11 protein-coding genes and 1 rRNA gene are annotated in these 16,350 nt (G+C 69.2%); 5 read left to right on the top strand and 7 right to left on the bottom strand.

Features of this window, described 5'->3' with window-relative positions; translation table 11 throughout:
* Positions 1-248: 248 nt before the first annotated feature.
* The 4 genes from phaC to BM228_RS15580 all read right to left on the bottom strand — a co-directional run bounded on the left by phaC (position 249) and on the right by BM228_RS15580 (position 5,318).
* On the bottom strand, positions 249-1,319 hold the full coding sequence (gene phaC / locus BM228_RS15595) for a class III poly(R)-hydroxyalkanoic acid synthase subunit PhaC (RefSeq protein WP_092042273.1): 1,071 nt from the start codon (positions 1,317-1,319) through the stop codon (positions 249-251).
* A 52-nt stretch (positions 1,320-1,371) separates the two neighbouring features.
* Positions 1,372-2,199, bottom strand: coding sequence for a poly(R)-hydroxyalkanoic acid synthase subunit PhaE (locus BM228_RS15590; protein ID WP_092042113.1), 828 nt, complete (start codon positions 2,197-2,199; stop codon positions 1,372-1,374).
* 247 nt (positions 2,200-2,446) lie between these two features.
* Entirely contained in the window at positions 2,447-3,622 is a 1,176-nt protein-coding gene (locus BM228_RS15585; protein WP_092042112.1) for an iron-containing alcohol dehydrogenase, read from the bottom strand.
* A 43-nt stretch (positions 3,623-3,665) separates the two neighbouring features.
* Entirely contained in the window at positions 3,666-5,318 is a 1,653-nt protein-coding gene (locus tag BM228_RS15580) for an acetolactate synthase large subunit (protein WP_092042110.1), read from the bottom strand.
* Positions 5,319-5,590: 272 nt separating this feature from the next.
* On the opposite strand from BM228_RS15580, the gene BM228_RS15575 reads away from it, so the two are divergent.
* Complete coding sequence (locus BM228_RS15575; RefSeq protein WP_092042108.1) at positions 5,591-7,081, top strand: DUF2252 domain-containing protein; 1,491 nt, start codon at positions 5,591-5,593, stop codon at positions 7,079-7,081.
* A gap of 150 nt (positions 7,082-7,231) precedes the next feature.
* Here the strand turns inward: BM228_RS15575 and BM228_RS15570 are convergent, their stop codons facing one another.
* Positions 7,232-8,170 carry a LysR family transcriptional regulator gene (locus BM228_RS15570; RefSeq protein WP_092042106.1) on the bottom strand — a complete coding sequence of 313 codons (939 nt, stop codon included), beginning with the start codon at positions 8,168-8,170 and terminating at the stop codon, positions 7,232-7,234.
* Between the two features lie 52 nt (positions 8,171-8,222).
* The gene (locus tag BM228_RS15565) at positions 8,223-9,866 is read right to left on the bottom strand and encodes a GMC oxidoreductase (RefSeq protein ID WP_092042105.1); all 1,644 of its coding nucleotides are present in this window, start codon (positions 9,864-9,866) and stop codon (positions 8,223-8,225) included.
* A 192-nt stretch (positions 9,867-10,058) separates the two neighbouring features.
* On the opposite strand from BM228_RS15565, the gene BM228_RS15560 reads away from it, so the two are divergent.
* The 3 genes from BM228_RS15560 (at position 10,059) to gluQRS (ending at position 13,353) form a co-directional block, all read left to right on the top strand.
* Positions 10,059-12,107: an ATP-binding protein gene (locus tag BM228_RS15560; protein ID WP_092042103.1), complete on the top strand. Its 2,049-nt coding sequence runs from the start codon at positions 10,059-10,061 to the stop codon at positions 12,105-12,107.
* A 104-nt stretch (positions 12,108-12,211) separates the two neighbouring features.
* On the top strand, positions 12,212-12,493 hold the full coding sequence (locus BM228_RS15555; protein WP_092042102.1) for a hypothetical protein: 282 nt from the start codon (positions 12,212-12,214) through the stop codon (positions 12,491-12,493).
* Positions 12,490-13,353 carry a tRNA glutamyl-Q(34) synthetase GluQRS gene (gluQRS, locus tag BM228_RS15550; protein ID WP_244537162.1) on the top strand — a complete coding sequence of 288 codons (864 nt, stop codon included), beginning with the start codon at positions 12,490-12,492 and terminating at the stop codon, positions 13,351-13,353. Before BM228_RS15555 ends, gluQRS begins: the two co-directional genes overlap by 4 nt.
* A 14-nt stretch (positions 13,354-13,367) precedes the next feature.
* Here the strand turns inward: gluQRS and BM228_RS15545 are convergent, their stop codons facing one another.
* The gene (locus BM228_RS15545; protein ID WP_092042098.1) at positions 13,368-15,401 is read right to left on the bottom strand and encodes a M23 family metallopeptidase; all 2,034 of its coding nucleotides are present in this window, start codon (positions 15,399-15,401) and stop codon (positions 13,368-13,370) included.
* Positions 15,402-16,188: 787 nt separating this feature from the next.
* On the opposite strand from BM228_RS15545, the gene BM228_RS15540 reads away from it, so the two are divergent.
* A 16S ribosomal RNA gene (locus tag BM228_RS15540) occupies positions 16,189-16,350 on the top strand; the annotation flags it as partial.

Raw genomic sequence — 16,350 nt, 5'->3', positions numbered from 1 at the left:
AGTAACAGTTGAGCAGCCGCCCGATCCCACCCATCCCCCTCATCCTGAGGTGCCGGGCGATCGCAGATCGTTCGGCCTCGAAGGAGCCCTCCAGGGATCGCGGCGACCTCTGGAAGGCTCCTTCGAGGGCGACGCTGCGCGCCGCCACCTCAGGATGAGGGGGAGATTTGGATCGGCCACAGGCAGCGAGCCCGCGTCTCGGCGAGCCTCGGACCGCGACGATCCGATCCGTGGACCATGACAGACAACTACCCACGCGCACCCAGCCAATCGGCGATGCCGGAACCCAGCAACTTCTGGGCCTTGCCGCCGACGAAGACGCCGACATGGCCGCCGGGCAGGCCGAGTTCGGTGTAGTCGTCGGTTCCGATCTTGTCCTTGAGCGCCTGGGAGGTCGCAGGCGGGATAATGTGGTCGTCCTGGGCGAAGACGTTCAGCACCGGGCAGGCGATGTGCTTCAGATCCACCGTGCGGCCGCCGAGCACGAAGGTGCTCTGGACCAGCTTGTTGTCCTGATAGAGATCCTTGAGCCACTGCTTGGCGGCCTCGCCCGGATGGTCCGGCCGGTCGGCGATCCACTTCTCCATGCGGAGGAAGTTCAAGAACTTCTTCTTGTCGTCGAGGGCGTCGAGCAAGTCGAGGTTGTACTTCGTCATGGTCCGCATCGGCGTCATCATCGAGAACACCGAGCCCATGAACGCCCCGGGCAGCGAACCCTGCGCGTCAATCAGGCGGTCCACGTCCTCCGGCGACAGGGAGCGGGTCCAGACGTTGATGAAGCCGTGGCCGGCCCGGGTCTCGCGGGTGTCGGCGTGGAAGTCGATCGGCGTGATGGTCAGCACCATCGCGTTGACCCGCTCCGGGTAGAGCGCTGCGTAGCAGGTGGTGAAGACGCCGCCCTCGCAGATCCCGAGCAGGTTGATCTTTTCGCGCCCCGCGGCCGCGCCGACGAAGGCGACGCATTCGGCGAGGTAATCGTCGACGTAGTCGTCGATGGTGACGTAGCGGTCGGCCCGGCCGGGATTGCCCCAATCGACCACGTAGAGGTCGAGGCCGAGATTGAGCAGGTTGCGGACCAGCGAGCGGTCCTCTTGCAGGTCGGCCATCGTGTAGCGGCCGATCAGCCCGTACACGATCAGCACCGGCGGCAGGCCCTTGCTCTCGGCCAGCGGCCGGTAGCGGTAGAGCGAGACCTTGTCCTGGCTCCAGACCAAATCCTTGGGCGTGGTGGCGATCTGCACGTCGGCGTCGCGCACGTCCGAGAACAGCTTGGCGCCCGCGCTGATCCGGCGGCCGAGATCGGCGACCTCGGCCAGCATCTCGGCGGGGTTCAGAGGCAGCGGGGGGACGGGGGCCTTCGGGGCGTCCTGCTCAGCCATGGGCCGACTCCGCTTCCTGCGCGACCGTGCCGTTCATCTTCGAGACCCGGGCGGCCTCCCGGCGCTCGCGGCGCAGAGCCCGAACCTCCCGGCGCAGCTCGGTCAGGCTCTTGTGCACGTCGTCGAGCTCGGCCCGGGTCGGCTGCCCGTAGAAGTCGGAGAGGAAGGCCGAAAGGTCCTGCTGGGCGAGCCGCAGGTCGGTGGACGCCTTCAGGACCACCCGCTGCGAGGCCAGGAACGCCTCGGAGCGCTGGACCTCCAGCAGCACGGCGTTGGCGGTCTCGGTCCAGCGGGTCATCATCTCGCGGGCGGAGCTGAACCCCTCGCCGCGCTCGGCGCGGGCATTGGCCTCCTTGGCGAAGGTGCCGGCCGCCCGGGTCCAGGCGTTCAGCATCACCGCCTGATGCTCGGCCTGCGCCCGGCGCAAGGCCGCCCAGGCGGTGAGCAGGGCGCCGTAGCGCCGCTCGGTCTGCCACAGGTCGGCGAGTTGCGGACCCTCGGACATCCGGGTCAGCGCGGCGTCGAACTCTGCCGAGCCGCCGAGCCAAGCCTGCGGATCGAAGATTTTTGCGAGCACCGCCCCGGCGGTCGGGTCCGCCGCGTTGGTCCCGCCCTGCACGGATGCGGCCAGAGTCTGCGACAGGGCTGTGGCGGAGGCCCAGGCCTGGGCGAGGTTGCTCTGCGCCGTGGCGAGGCCGGCGAGATCGGTCTGCGGCGCATTCGGCCAGGTGAAGCCCGGCGTCGCGCCGGGGGTGAAGAACCCCGCGCCGGCCCGGGCCCAGAATTCGCCCATCGCCTTGAACGCGTCGAACTGGTCCATGGCGGCGTTTCTCCCGGCCGTTCCGGCTTTGCGATGCCGGTATGAGCTTTTTAGTCCAACGTGTGCCCGTCGGACCCCACCGAATTCCACCCCAACCCCCTCATCCTGCGGTGCCGGACGATCGGAGATCGTTCGGCCTCGAAGGAGGCCTCCAGAGATCGCGGCGCCGTCTGGAGGGCTCCTTCGAGGCTTGCGCGTCCGCGCAAGCACCTCAGGATGAGGTCGAGAGTTGAAGGCCTTCCAAGGATCAGGCCGCCGGGCGCGCCTCGCCGAGCGCCTCGGCGTAGATCGCGTAGGCGTCGTCGTAGGTGACTTCGCGCGGGTTGTTCACGAGGAGCCGCGTCTGCTTCATCGCGTCGGTGGCCATCCGCTCCAGATCCTTCTGGGCCACGCCGACCTCGGCGAGCGAGGCCGGGACCTTGCAGTCGCGGCAGATCGCATCGAGGCTTTCGACGAAGCGGGCGGCGGCCTCGGCCGGCGGCAGGTCGGCGGCGGCCGGGTCCAGGATCGGCGCCAGCTCGGCGTAGAGCGCCTCGGCGTGGGACAGGTTGAAGCGCATCACCCCCATCAGCACCAGGGCGTTGGAGAGCCCGTGCGGCACGTGGAAGATCGCGCCGACCGGATAAGCCAGGGCGTGCACGGCCGCCACCGGCGCGTTGGCGAAGGCCATGCCGGCGAGCATCGAGCCGAGTAGCATGCCGGAGCGCGCCTCCAGGTTGCGGCCGTCCGAGCAGGCGGTGCGGATATTGGCCGAGAGCAGGGCCAGCGCCTGCTTGGCGAGCTGGTCCGAGATCGGGTTCTTCTTGTTCTTGCTGGTGAACGCCTCAATGGCGTGGACCATGGCGTCGATGCCGGTGGCCGCGGTGACGGCGGCCGGCAGGCCCAGCGTCAGCTCGGGATCGAGCACCGCCCAGTCGGGCAGGAGTTTTGGCGCGACGACGCCCTTCTTCTCGGTGGTCGGCGTCGTAACGATCGAGATCGGCGTCACCTCGGAGCCGGTGCCCGCGGTGGTCGGCACCAGGATCAGCGGCAGCCGGTCGCCCTTGGCCAGGCCGACGCCGTAGATCGAGTCCAGCGGCTCGTCGGATTTCGCCAGATAGGCGACCAGCTTGGCGGTATCGAGGGCCGAGCCGCCGCCGATCGACAGGACGAGATCGGTGCCGAGTTCCCGGGCACGCTGGGCCGCCGCCTCGATCACCGTGGAGGGCGGGTCGGCGACCACGTCCTCGTAGATGTCGAGGGTGATGCCGGACGCCGCCAGGGCGGATTCGGCGGCCTCGGTGAGGCCGGCCTTGCGCACGCCCTTGTCGGTGACGAGCAGCACGCGCTTGGCCCCGAAGGTGCCGACGATCTCCGGCAGCTTCTTGGAAGCGCCGGCCTCGAACAGGACGTTCGGGGTGGTCTGGAAGGTGAACGGGTTCATCGCGCTGCCCTGTTGTCGTGCCGGGATCAATTCTTCGAAGCGTTCACTCCGCCGGCTCGAAATCCTTCACCTTTTCGCGCAATTCTTCGACGAGAACGCGCGTATTCTCCGAATAATCGATCGGCACCGCGACGAGGTGCACGCCGCCTTCGGCGAAAGCGCGGTCCAGGGTCGGGACGAGGTCGTGCACCGCTTCGACCCGGTGGCCCTTGGCCCCGTAGGACTGGGCGTAGAGCACGAAATCCGGGTTGCCGAAGGTCATCCCATAGTCGGCGAACTTGTCGACCGCCTGCTTCCAGCGGATCATGCCGTAGGCCGAGTCGTCGAGGATCAGCACGACCAGGTTGAGCTTGAGCCGCACCGCGGTCTCCATCTCCTGGCTGTTCATCATGAAGCCGCCGTCGCCGCACACCGCCATGACGCGGCGCTTCGGGTAGAGCATCGCCGCCATCATGGCCGAGGGCAGGCCGGCGCCCATGGTGGCGAGCGCATTGTCGAGGAGCAGCGTGTTGGCGACGTAGGTGCGGTAGTTCCGGGCGAACCAGATCTTGTACATGCCGTTGTCGAGGCACACGATCCCGTCTTCCGGGATCACCCGGCGCACGTCGCGCACTAGGCGCTGGGGCGTCACCGGGAAGCGGTCCTCGCCGGCCCGGTCGGCGATGTGGCCGAGGATGTGCTCGCGCAGGTGCAGCAGGGCGCCGGCGTTGGGCAGCTTGCCCTCCAGCTTGTCAGCCAAGAGCTTCAGGGTCGGCCCGAGATCGCCGACCACCTCGGCATCGGGATAATAGACCTGCTCCACGTTGGCCGGCATGTAGCCGATGTGCAGCACCTTCTGGTCGGCCTGGCCCATGAAGAAGGGCGGCTTCTCGATCGTGTCGTGGCCGATGGCGATGATCAGGTCGGCCTTGTCGATCGCCTCGTGGACGTAGTCGCGCTCGGAGAGCGCCGCGGTGCCCATGTAGAGGTCAGTGCCGCTGGCGACCGTGCCCTTGCCCATCTGGGTGGTGAAGAACGGGATCTGGGTGCGGTGGACGAAGCCGCCGAGATCGCCCGTGGCGCGCGGCCGGCTGGCGGCGGCGCCGAGCATGACCAGCGGCCGCTTGGCCTGAAGGATCATGGCGGCGGCCCGCTCGATCGCGGCCGGGTGGGCGACCGGGATGTCGATCGGGTGCGACGGCACGAGGTTGGCCTCGGCGTGCTCGGCCGCGATGTCCTCGGGCAGCTCCAAGAGCACCGGCCCGGGCCGCTCCTCGGTGGCGACCCGGAAGGCGTCGCGCACGATGGTGGGGATCGAGGAGGCGGAGACGATCTGCCGGGCCATCTTGGTGATCGGCTTCATCGAGCTGATCACGTCGACGATCTGGAACTTAGCCTGCCGGGAAGAGAGAATGCCCTTCTGCCCGGTGATGATGATCATCGGCATCGCGCCGAGATGGGCGTAGGCGGCGCCGGTGGAGAAATTCAGCGCGCCCGGGCCCAGCGTCGAGAGGCACACGCCCGGCCGGCCTGTCAGGCGGCCGTGGGTCGCCGCCATGAAGCTCGCCGCCTGCTCGTGGCGGGTCAGCACCAGCTCGATCTTGGAGGTGCGCAGCGATTCGACAACGTCGAGGTTCTCTTCGCCGGGGATGCCGAAGATACGGTCGACGCCCTCGTTCTCGAGAGCCGCAACGAGAAGATCTGAGCCCTTGGGCATGTGATGTCCCACCTGATGCGACGCCCGACGGCGCCGTTCGGTCCGCCCCCGATACACCCGCCACCATGTCGGTTTGATCCGCACGGACCGGGCCGGGACAGACGCCCTCCGAATAAGCGATCGGTTAGAGGGCTGGCCTGTAATGTGGTCAAGACCCGTCGCGAGCTGAATGGTCACAGAGTCGGGCCAATCCTATCGTGTACGGGGATAAAGCCGGCTCGGAACGACTGAGTACGGTCAAGGTTGTCGTGCGTTCGGTTCGGCGGGACATCATGGACCAAGTACGCAGCGACGACACGCGGCACGATCCGGTAGGTCCGACCTCCGGGGCGCCGGCCGAGGACATTGTGCTGGCCCCGCTCGCCGACTTTCCGCGGATCGATCTCCGGGCGGGGGTCGAGCCCTGGGACAAGCGCCGCCAAGCCGGCAAGGCCCTGCGAGCCGAGGTGCCCCACGCTGAGCACGCCATCCTGCGCCCAGAGCCCGACCGGCCCGATCCGGTGGGCCTGATCGAGGCGGCCCATGAGGGGCGACAGGCGCATCTCATCCCGTTGCGGGTCGCCCGGATGGCGACCAGCCCGTTCGCGTTCCTGCGCGGCGCCGCACATGTCATGGCCTGGGACCTGTCGCGCGGGCCCCGCAGCGGCATCGACGTGGTGATGAACGGCGACGCCCACATCGACAATTTCGGCCTGTTCGGCACGCCGCAGCAGGACATCGTCCTCGACCTCAACGATTTCGACGAGGTCACGGTCGGCCCGTGGGAATGGGACCTGAAGCGGCTCTGCGCCGGCATCGCGGTCGCCACCGGCGAGGCCGGCACGCCCCCGGATTCCGCCCGCACCGCCGTGATGACGGCGGTGTCCGGCTATCAGCACACGATGCGGCGGCTGGCGCCGCAGGGCTCCCTCGACGTCTGGTACCAGACCACCCGGGCGGATGCGGAACACCTCGGCGGGATCCGCATGAATGCCGAGGCCCGCTCGGTCGTTCGCCGGGCGGTGGACAAGGCGCGGCGCAAGAACAACCGCAGCCTCCTGGCCCAGGTGGCCGAGCGGCGCATCGACGGTGGCTGGCGCTTCCGGACCGATCCGCCGATCCTCACCCCGGTGGACGACGCCACCCGGCAGAGCATCGTCACCGGACTGGAACGCTACGCCGAGACCCTGCCGCGCGAGCGGCGGTTCATGCTCGACCGCTATCAGGTGATCGACGTCGCCCACCGAGTCGTCGGGGTCGGCAGCGTCGGGACCCGGGCCTACGTGGCCTTGCTCTGCGGGAATTCCGACCAGGATGCCCTGTTCCTCCAGGTCAAGGAAGCGGTCCGCCCGGCCCACGCGCCGTATCTGCCCGGCATGCCCGAGCCCTATGCCGGCCACGAGGGCGAGCGCGTCATCTACGGCCAGCGCCTGCTTCAGGCCGTGGGCGACCCGCTGCTCGGCTGGACCAGCATCGAGGGCCGGCCGTACTACGTGCGCCAGATGAAGAACCTGAAGGGCGCGATCCCGCTGTCCGAGATGTCTGGGCCGCCGCTCCTGACCTTCTCGTACGCCTACGGGGCGCTCCTCGCCCGGGCCCATGCCCGTACCGGCGACGCCGCGGCGATCGCCGGCTATTGCGGCGGTGGCAAGAGCCCTGACCTGCGCGAAGCCCTGGCCGACTGGGCCGCCGCCTATGCGGCCCGCAACGCCGAGGATTTCGGCCTGTTTCGCGACGCCATCGCCAGCGGCCGGCTGGAAGCGGCGGACGATCCCTGTTTGTGAGATCCGGTGACGGTCACACCGCCCCCCGTAATTGCGAGCGCAGCGAAGCAACCCAGGGCGGCGCGCGCACCCAAAACGTGGCGTTTCCCTAGGTTGCTTCGCTACGCTCGCAATGACGGCGTGGGTTGGTGAGACGCAACTGAGCAGCCGTCACAGCATCCCGAAGGCCGGCGCTTCGTTGGCGAGCTTCACCAGCAGGTCGCGCAGCCAGCGATGGGCGGGGTCGCGATCGTAGGAGGCGTGCCAGAGCATCGACACCGCGATGTCGTCCAGCGCCACCGGCACCGGGCTGACCGTCAGCGACAGGGCGCTGGCGAAGGCTGTGGCGAGCCGGGCATGCATGGTGGCGACCACTGGCGCGGCGCGGACCAGGAACGGCACCACCAGGAAGCGCGGCGTCGTCACCGCGAGGACGCGCGAGCGCCCGATCAGCGCCAGCGCGTCGTCCACTACCCCGTGGGCGGTCTCCCGCAGGGAGGTCAGCACGTGCGGGAAGCGCAGGTAATCGTCGAGGCCGATCGGAGGCTCGATCCCGATCAGCTCGGCGTTGAATAGCACCACGTAGCTGTCCCGGTAGAGCAGCCGCTGCTTGTGGTGGATCTGCCCCTCCGAAAACAACCCGATGGCGAGATCGACCCGGTCGGCGTCGAGCTCGTCGAGGATCCGGGCGCGATCGACCGAGCGCAGCAGCAGCCGGATCCCCGGCGCCTCCCGGCGCAACTGCGCGATCAGCCGCGGGCCAAGCAGGACCTCGACGCTGTCGGGCAGGCTCACGGTGAAGCTGCGCTCCACGGTGGCCGGATCGAACCGCTCCTCCCGGTGTACCAGGGCCTGGACCTGCCGCAAGGTCGCCCGCAGGGGCTCGGCAAGCTTCAGGGCCCTCGGCGTCGGCCGCATCCCGTCCGGGGCCCGGGTGAGCAATTCGTCGTCGAATAGGCGGCGCAGCCGGGCGAGGCTCGAACTCATCGCCGACTGGCCGACGCCGATCCGCGCGGCCGCCCGGGTGACGCTGCGCTCGTCGAGCAGGGCGTCCAGGGCGACCAGCAGGTTCAGGTCGATCCGGCTGAGATCGATGTGATCAATGGCCAAGGGCGGGGCGATCGGTTCGAGGGCGATCCCCCTGTATAGCAGAGCTGCGCCCTTACGTCGGAACGGGCTCCCGCGGCTCGGTGTGGTCGAACAGGCGTGGCGGTGCGATTTCGTTCTTGGCGCCCATCCGGTCGACCAGATGCTCGGCCACCCGCAGGGCGTTGGCGATGATCGTCAGCGTCGGGTTCACGGCGCCGATCGACGGGAAGAAGCTCGCATCGGTGACGTAGAGGTTGTCGAGCTGGTGCGCCTTGCAGTGCCGGTCGAGCACCGAGGTCTTGGGATCGTCGCCAAACCGCAGGGTCCCAGCCTGGTGCGCGGTGCCCCCGATCGGAACGTTCTTGCCGAGATAGAGCGACCGGTCGAACAGATGCGGGTGCATGTCGGTGAAGCTGCAGATCTCCTGCAGCTTGCGGCGCAGGCGCTTGTGCGCCTCGACATTGGTCTCGGTGAGATCGAGGTGGACCTTGCCGTCCTTGTAGTAGACCCGGTTCTGGGCGAGCGGGATATCCTCCGAGGTCAGCCAGAAATCGACGGAGTGCTTGGCGATCCAGTCGAACGGCTTGTTGGGGAACCATTGCAGGAAGCCCGGCAGCCCCTCGCCGTGGATCTGGGCGCCGTCGGACTTGCCGACCATCTGGATATGGCCGAGCGGGAAGTCCCAATCGTCCTTCGGGTCCGGGTCGCCGAAGTAGAAGTCATTGAGGCCGAGGGTCTTCTGGAAGCGCGTCGGGTTCGGCATCTTGGAGATCGCCAGAACCGTCGAGTTGTTGTGGCGCATGTAGTTGCGCCCGACCTGGCCGGAGCCGTTGGCGAGGCCGTCCGGGTGCTGGTGGCTGGCCGAGCGCAGCAGCAGCAGCGCCGAGGAGAGCGCCCCGCAGGCCACCACCACGAGGTCGGCCGAGGCCTCGAACGGCGCGTCGTCGCGGGTGCCGACCACGCCGGTGACGCTGCGTCCGGTCGGGTCGGTGACCAAGCGCTCGACATAGGTGCGGGTCAGCAGCGTCAGGTTCGGGCAGTCGCGCAACGCCGGATCGACCACCATGGTCTGCGCGTCGGACTTGCCGTTGGTGGGGCAGGGGAAGCCGTCGAAGGATTCGCACTTGATGCAGGGCGAGGTCGAGACGGCGCGCCCGTCCTTCTCCACCAGCCGCACGCCCACCGGCAGGTGGAACGGGTGGTGACCGGCGCTCTTCAAGTTATCGAACAGCTGCTGGATCCGCGGCTCGTGTGAGACCGGCGGATGGGCATAGGGCTTGCGCGACCAGGGCTCGGTCGGGTCCTCGCCGCGCAGGCCGTGGACGTGGAACAGCTCCTCGGCGGCCTGGTAATGCGGCTCGAACTCGTCGTAGCCCACGGGCCAGGCCGGGGCGATGCCGTCCTCGTGCCGAATGTCCGAAAAATCCTTCTCGCGTAGGCGAAAGAGGATCGAGCCGTAGAATTTCGAATTGCCGCCGACATAATAATGCAGGCCCGGCTGGAAGCTGCTGCCGGTGGAGGAGTACCAGGTCTCCTTGGTCTGGTAATAGCCGTCGACGATCACCGCCTGGCTGTCCCAGTTGCGCGGCTCGCGCAGGAGATAGTCTCCGCGCTCGATCAGGAGGATGCGCTTGCCCGTCTGGGCCAGCCGCCACGCCATCGTCCCGCCGCCGGGGCCGGATCCGACGATGATCACGTCGTAATGCTCACCCGGCATAAGCTCTATCTCCGTCCGGACCGATTGTCCTGGCAGGCAACTCGCGAGCCGGATTTCGGATCGAACTGCGGCAACGTTTAGCATTCCGTGCCGAAGATCCGCGCAACCGGCGGTTAAGCGCTTTTCCCAACGCGCCCTTCAGCTTCGCCTGCGATCCTGCCCCCGAGCCGGCCTGAAGCCGGGGAGGCTGCCATGGTCGTCAAGGATATCGCGCTCGTGCTGGCGCTGCTGATCGCGGCGGCCCTCGCGCTCGGCCACTGGCGGGCCCGGCGCTCCCTGCCGGACGAGGCGGAGGCCGAGCGGCTGCACGACCGGATCTGGCGGATCAGCGAGAGCGAGGACCGCTACCGTGCCCTGGTGGCGGCCACCACCGAGGTGATCGTGCAGCGCGACGCCCGCGGGCGGATCACCTACGCCAACGACGATTACGCCCAGCTGCTCGGCCGCCCGGCCATCGACCTGCTCGGCGCGCAGATCGATCTTGAGATCCTAGAGCGGGGCGAGGTCGAGATCGGCGAGGACGGGGTCCGTCGCATGGAGGCGCAGGTCCGCTCGGTGGACGGCCAAGTGCGGTGGTTCGCCTTCGTCGAGATGCCGGTGGCCCACGGCGACGCGATGCACTGGCTGCGCGCCGGCCGCGACGTCACCGCCCGGGTCGAGGCCCTGCGCAGCCGCGATGCCGCGCTCGAACGCGCCGAGGCCGCCAGCGTGGCGAAGTCGCGTTTCCTCGCCACCGTCAGCCACGAGATGCGCACCCCATTGAACGGCATCCTGGGCATGGCCGAGCTCGTGCTCGGCACCCATCTCGACCTGGAGCAGCGGACCTATGTCGAGGCCGTGCGCACCAGCGGCCAGGCCCTGCTCGGGCTGATCGACGGCGTGCTCGATTTCTCGCGGATCGAGGCCGGCCGCCTCGATCTGGCGGCCGAGCCCTTCGACCTGCCGGCGCTCGCCGAGAGCGTGGTGGAACTGCTCGCCCCCCGGGCGCAGGACAAGGGCATCGAGATCGCCCTCGACGGCACCGAGGACTTTCCCCGGGGCCTCGTCGGCGACGCCGACCGGGTGCGGCAGATCCTGATCAATCTCGCCGGAAACGCCATCAAGTTCACCGAGCGCGGCGGCGTCGGGGTCAGCCTCGGCTTCGCTCGCGCCGAGGGCGGGGGCGGGGAGGCGGTGCTCTCCGTCTCCGACACCGGCCCGGGCATCCCCGAGGACCGCCTGCCGATCCTGTTCGAGGAGTTCGAGCAGGGCGACGGCAGTGCCAGCCGCAGCCACGAGGGCACCGGCCTCGGCCTCGCCATCACCCGCCGGCTGGTGACCCGCATGGGCGGCCGGATCGAGGCCGAGTCCCGCCTCGGCCGCGGCTCGACCTTCCGGGTTGTCCTGCCCCTGCCGGAGGCCGAGGGCGCGCAGCCGAGCCCCGCGCCGCTGCCGCAGCTCGCGGGCCGGCGCTGCCTGATCGTGGCCGATTCACCCTACCAGGCGCCCTACCTCGCCCGCAGCCTGTCCCGGGCGGGCGCGGCCACCGTGATCGTCGGCACCTTGGAGGACGGCCTCGACGCGCTCTCGGGCGCGGCCTTCGACGCGGTGCTGGCCGACCGGGCGCTCGGCGACGCGGCGGTCCGCCAGATCGCCGATGCCGCCCGCGCCTGCGGCGTCCGCTGCAGCCTGGTCCTGCTCTCGCCCTTCGACCGCCGCGGCTTCGGCGCCCCGGGCGCGGCCGGATTCGACGGCTACCTGATCAAGCCGGTGCGGGCGCGCTCGCTGTTCGAACGCCTGCTCGCCCCGCCCGTCGCGGTGGAAGCCACCGCCGCCCCGGCGCCCGCCCCAACCCGGACCGGGACCGGCCAGCGCGTCCTCCTCGCCGAGGACAACCCGATCAACGCCCTGCTCGCCACCCGCGCCCTGGAGCGCCTCGGCGCCGAGGTGGTCCACGCGGTGGACGGGATCGAGGCGCTGGAACGGCTCGCCTCGGACGGCCCGTTCGACCTCGCCCTGATCGACGTGCGCATGCCCCGCCTCGACGGTCACGAGACCGCCCGGCGCATCCGCGCCGCGGAGGCGGCACAGGAGGGGAGAGGGGAGGGGACCCATCTGCACCTCGTCGCGCTCACCGCCAATGCCGGCCGGGACGATGAGATCGCCGCCCGCGCCGCCGGCTTCGATGGGTTCATGGCCAAACCCCTCAATCTGAAGTTGCTGCCGGCCCTGCTGGAGCGCCGCACCGCGCAGGCCGCCTAGCGCGTCGCCTGTCTCCGAAAGCCGGCGGCCGCCGTTCGGGACGAGGCTCGCCCCCGCCGGTCCCGCGTTGACAGGCGGCCGCTCCCCACGCCAACAGAAAGCCCATGTCGACAGCCGCCACCCAGCCGCCCGCACCGCGCTCCTCGAGCGGCGCCCTCGCTGCCTGGGGTATCGCAATCCTCGTGCTCGCCACGGTCCTGCTCGGCGAGCTCCTGCCCGCCCGGCATCCCGCCCCGGCGCGTTCGGTGGCCGACGACCCGGCGTGTCTGGAATGGACCGACGGCTGCCGCGTCTGCCAGCGCCTGGCCGGAGGCCCGGCCTGCTCGCTGCCCGGCATCGCCTGCCAGACGGCCGCGCCGCGCTGCCTGCGCCACCGCGACGGGTGAGGCCGGACGCACCGATCCTCCGCTTCGCGCCGAGCCCGAACGGACGGCTCCATCTCGGCCACGCCTATTCGGCCCTGCTCAACGACGACCTCGCGCGGCGGATGGGCGGCCTCTGCCGCCTGCGCATCGAGGATATCGACCCGGTCCGCTCGAAGCCCGAGCTGGTGGAGGCGATCGTCGCCGACCTCGCCTGGCTCGGCCTGACCTACCCGGAGCCGGTGCGGCACCAGTCCCGCCACATGGAGTCCTACCGGGCGACGCTCCGGCGCCTGATCGACCGGGGGCTCGCCTATCCCTGCTTCTGCTCCCGCGGGCAGATCCGGGCACAGGCCGCGGCTAGCGCCGACAATCTGCACGATCCGGACGGCGCACCGCTCTATCCCGGCACCTGCCGCGGCCTCGATCCGGCGATCCGGGCCGAACGCCTCGCCAGCGGCGAGCCGCATACCTGGCGCCTCGACACGACGGCCGCTCTGCGTTGCGCGGGCCATCGGCTGAGCTATGAAGCCTTCGACGGCGCTGAGACACGCCTAGTCGTGGCCGATCCCGCCCGCTGGGGCGATACCGTGATCGCCCGCCGCGACGTGCCGACCAGCTATCACCTCTCCGTGGTCCACGACGATGCGGAGCAGGCCATCACCCACGTGGTCCGCGGCCAGGACCTCGAGGCGGCCACCGACCTCCACGTGCTGCTGCAGCGCCTGCTCGATCTGCCGACGCCGCGCTACCATCACCACGCGCTGATCCTGGATCCGGGCGGCGAAAAGCTCGCCAAGTCGCGGGGCTCGCAGAGCCTCGCCGATCTCAGGCAGGCGGGGGTGACGCCCGAGGCGATCCGCGCCCGCCTCGGTTTCGCGTAAGTTGATGGCCGCGCTCAGCGCACCGCGGCATCCCGCTGCGCCAGCGCCGTGGCGCTCTTCGATTTCTGCATGGTCGCGTCGACCTGCTCGCGCTGGCGCTTGAACTCGGCAAGCAGCCGCCCGTCGAGCTCGCGACCGCGGGGAACGCGGATCTTCATCGGGTCGACGAAGTGGCCGTTGATGATCACCTCGTAGTGCAGGTGCGGGCCGGTGGAGAGGCCCGTCGAGCCCAGATAGCCGATGATCTGCCCCTGCCGGACCCGGACGCCCTCTTTCACGCCCCGGCCGAACCGCGACATGTGGTTGTAGGTCGTCACGTATCCGTTGACGTGCTGGATCTCGACCCGGTTGCCGTAGCCCGAGGTCATCTCGGCCCGGATCACCACGCCGTTGCCCGCCGCCGCGATTGGCGTGCCGATCGGGTTCGCCCAATCGACGCCGGTATGCAGCTTGGCGTAGCCCAGCACCGGGTGCATCCGATAGCCGAAGCCGGAGCGCATGATCCCGTCCGGGATCGGCTTGCGCAGCAAGAACTTCTTCAGGGACCGTCCCTGCTCGTCGAGATAGTCGATCGTGCCGTCATCCGGGGACTGGAAGCGGTAGACCTTGCGGGTTTCGCCCCCCAGCGTCAGGGCGGCATAGAGCAGGTCCGGCCGGTCGGCCCCGACTTCGTCGTCGTAGGTGTAGAACACGTCGAGGCCGTCGCCGCTGGCGATCCGGCGCTGGAAGTCGAGGTCGTAGCTGAACACCCGGACGATATCCTCGACGGTGGCCCGCGGCAGGTCGTGACGCGCGGCCGTCTCGTAGAGGCTCTGGTACAGGCGCGGCCCGGAGCCCGAATCCTCCTCGTCATCCTCGCCGGCATCCGCCTGGGGCTGCGGCTTGGAGGAGGGGGCTTCCTCGGTCGGCGGCGCCACGGAGACGAAGGCGCTCCGGTCGTTGAGCGCCGCGATGCCCTCGATGCCGTTCTCGCCGTAGAGCACAACCCGGGTGACCTGTCGCGGATCGCCGGGGCGGGGCCCGGGGGCGACCTGCACCCGCATCTGCTGGCCTTCCGGCAGGGCCGCCGTGCGGGTCTTGCCACCGAGCGCTGCCACGATGCCGCGGATCTGCTCGTCCCCGGCGAGGCCCGTGGCTTTGAGAATTCCCTCCAGGGTCTCGCCGCGCTTGAGCGCGATATCGCGCTCCTCCACGAGCGGCGCCTCGTTCGGCTTCAGCTCGACCTTGGGGACCTTGGTGACGTTCTCGGGGACGACCAGCACCTCGATCGATTTGAACGGGTTGGCGTCCTTGGCGGCCGCGCTCTCCGCATCGCCGCCGCCCGCGCCCTGCTGGAGGGTGCGGGACAGGAGGATCTGGGGCGCGATCGGGATGGCGGTCCGGCGCCCGGCCTCGACGGCGATCCGGCGCTCCTCTTCCACCTGAGCGGTGACGTCGTCGTCGGTGAGCGCCGGGGCGTTGGCGTCGATGGCAGCGTCGGCGAGGTCGCGCTTGACCACCGTCACCTCGGCCCCGGGCGCGTCTGCGGCGGCGTCGGGCGCGCGCTCCAGAGGCTCGTCGGAGACGAACTTCATCGGGTCGAACCGCGGCAGTTCGCCGGCATAGACCCCGGTGGTCATGGACAGGGGAGTGGTGATCCGCACGAAGGCCTTGGCCTTGATGATCTCGCGATCGCCGAGGCGGACGGTCACGGGGGCGCGAAAGCTCTGCTTGGCCGAGGCGATCATCAGGTTGCGCACCAGCCGGTCGCCTTTGCGGGCGAGGTTGGCGCCGCTCTCGCTCGGCTGCGGCCGCGGCATGATCGTGGCCTTCTCGGGGATCGCCGCGAAGGAGACGTCACCCTGCAGGGAGACATGGAGCGCCGCCGCGATCAGGCCCGCGCCGGTCAGGCCGGTCAGCGTGCTGGCACAGAGCCAGCGCAGGTTGACCGCCCGGCGATCGATCTGGGTTGCGTCCGCACCGAGGAGATCGAGGGGCGCCTGGACCCCGCGGCCGACGCCGGGGGCGAGGGCGGCCACATCGCCGATCTTGAGCCGCTCGCGCTTCACTCGAAGGTCCCGGAAAGACGACGGCGCACGGCGCTCTCGCTTAATGATGAAGGATCGGCGGCCGAGCAGGCGCGGACCGCTCACGCACGACAGTTTCTCTCGGGGGGCAGCATGTCGAGATTGAGGCGCCTTACCTCTCTACTGGGCTCCCGTGCCGGAGGGTATTCCAGCCCGCCGAACCGAGAGGGGAGGGGGGTGATCCGAACCAACCTCCAAAAATGTTCCCAACGGTGTTGACGGCCCCGTGGGGTCTGTCTATACCCCTGGTCATCGGCGCCGGCCGCGAAAGTGGACCGGGCGCTGAAGCATCTTCTGACAGGATCGGCGATTGGCCGGCGGGTTTGCCGGGCGATGGTCTGTTTTTGTCCGATGCTGGTTTCGGGGTCGGGTTCGCTTCGGCGGTTCGGCCACGGGGTTGACAGGGGGATCGGCGGGCTCTAGACGCCCTCCACCGCTGAGGCGGCCGACCGGATGGTCTGGCCGGTATCACGGTTCTCCCAGTCGGACAAGCGGGTGATCGGGGTTTCTAGCCCGGATCGTCGTCTCGTCTGTGAATTTGCCGGTTCGCCGGTGGGTTCGGGTCTTTGACATTGTTGGAATTGAGGAAGGGAGACGCGGACGGCGTTTGTCCTTGCGGTCGAAGCTTTGGCTTCGACAAGTGAGAGACTAGTGCCGATCGTCGTGTTTCTCTTTTTGAGCTCACCGATCTGGTTGCGCTGTGAAGCGCTGCTTGGTCGATTGTGAGGCTCCGTCTGAGTAACTACGTGATCGGCCAGATCAATCTCTTCAACGTGAGAGTTTGATCCTGGCTCAGAGCGAACGCTGGCGGCAGGCTTAACACATGCAAGTCGAGCGGGCACTTTCGGGTGTCAGCGGCGGACGGGTGAGTAACGCGTGGGAACGTGCCCTCTGGTTCGGAATAACTCAGGGAAACTTGAGCTAATACCGG

It is taken from the genome of Methylobacterium pseudosasicola, assembly GCF_900114535.1.
Lineage (GTDB): Bacteria > Pseudomonadota > Alphaproteobacteria > Rhizobiales > Beijerinckiaceae > Methylobacterium > Methylobacterium pseudosasicola.
Note: the sequence above shows the minus strand (reverse complement) of the source record. Positions and strands in the feature narration are given on the sequence as shown.

What these genes read in the sequence shown, in the direction of transcription:
- BM228_RS15580 (WP_092042110.1), bottom strand. Translation starts at nt 5,318, where the DNA reads ATGCCCAAGGGCTCAGATCTTCTCGTTGCGGCTCTCGAGAACGAGGGC.
- BM228_RS15590 (WP_092042113.1), bottom strand. Translation starts at nt 2,199, where the DNA reads ATGGACCAGTTCGACGCGTTCAAGGCGATGGGCGAATTCTGGGCCCGG.
- BM228_RS15555 (WP_092042102.1), top strand. Translation starts at nt 12,212, where the DNA reads ATGTCGACAGCCGCCACCCAGCCGCCCGCACCGCGCTCCTCGAGCGGC.
- BM228_RS15560 (WP_092042103.1), top strand. Translation starts at nt 10,059, where the DNA reads ATGGTCGTCAAGGATATCGCGCTCGTGCTGGCGCTGCTGATCGCGGCG.
- BM228_RS15565 (WP_092042105.1), bottom strand. Translation starts at nt 9,866, where the DNA reads ATGCCGGGTGAGCATTACGACGTGATCATCGTCGGATCCGGCCCCGGC.
- BM228_RS15575 (WP_092042108.1), top strand. Translation starts at nt 5,591, where the DNA reads ATGGACCAAGTACGCAGCGACGACACGCGGCACGATCCGGTAGGTCCG.
- phaC (WP_092042273.1), bottom strand. Translation starts at nt 1,319, where the DNA reads ATGCTGGCCGAGGTCGCCGATCTCGGCCGCCGGATCAGCGCGGGCGCC.
- BM228_RS15585 (WP_092042112.1), bottom strand. Translation starts at nt 3,622, where the DNA reads ATGAACCCGTTCACCTTCCAGACCACCCCGAACGTCCTGTTCGAGGCC.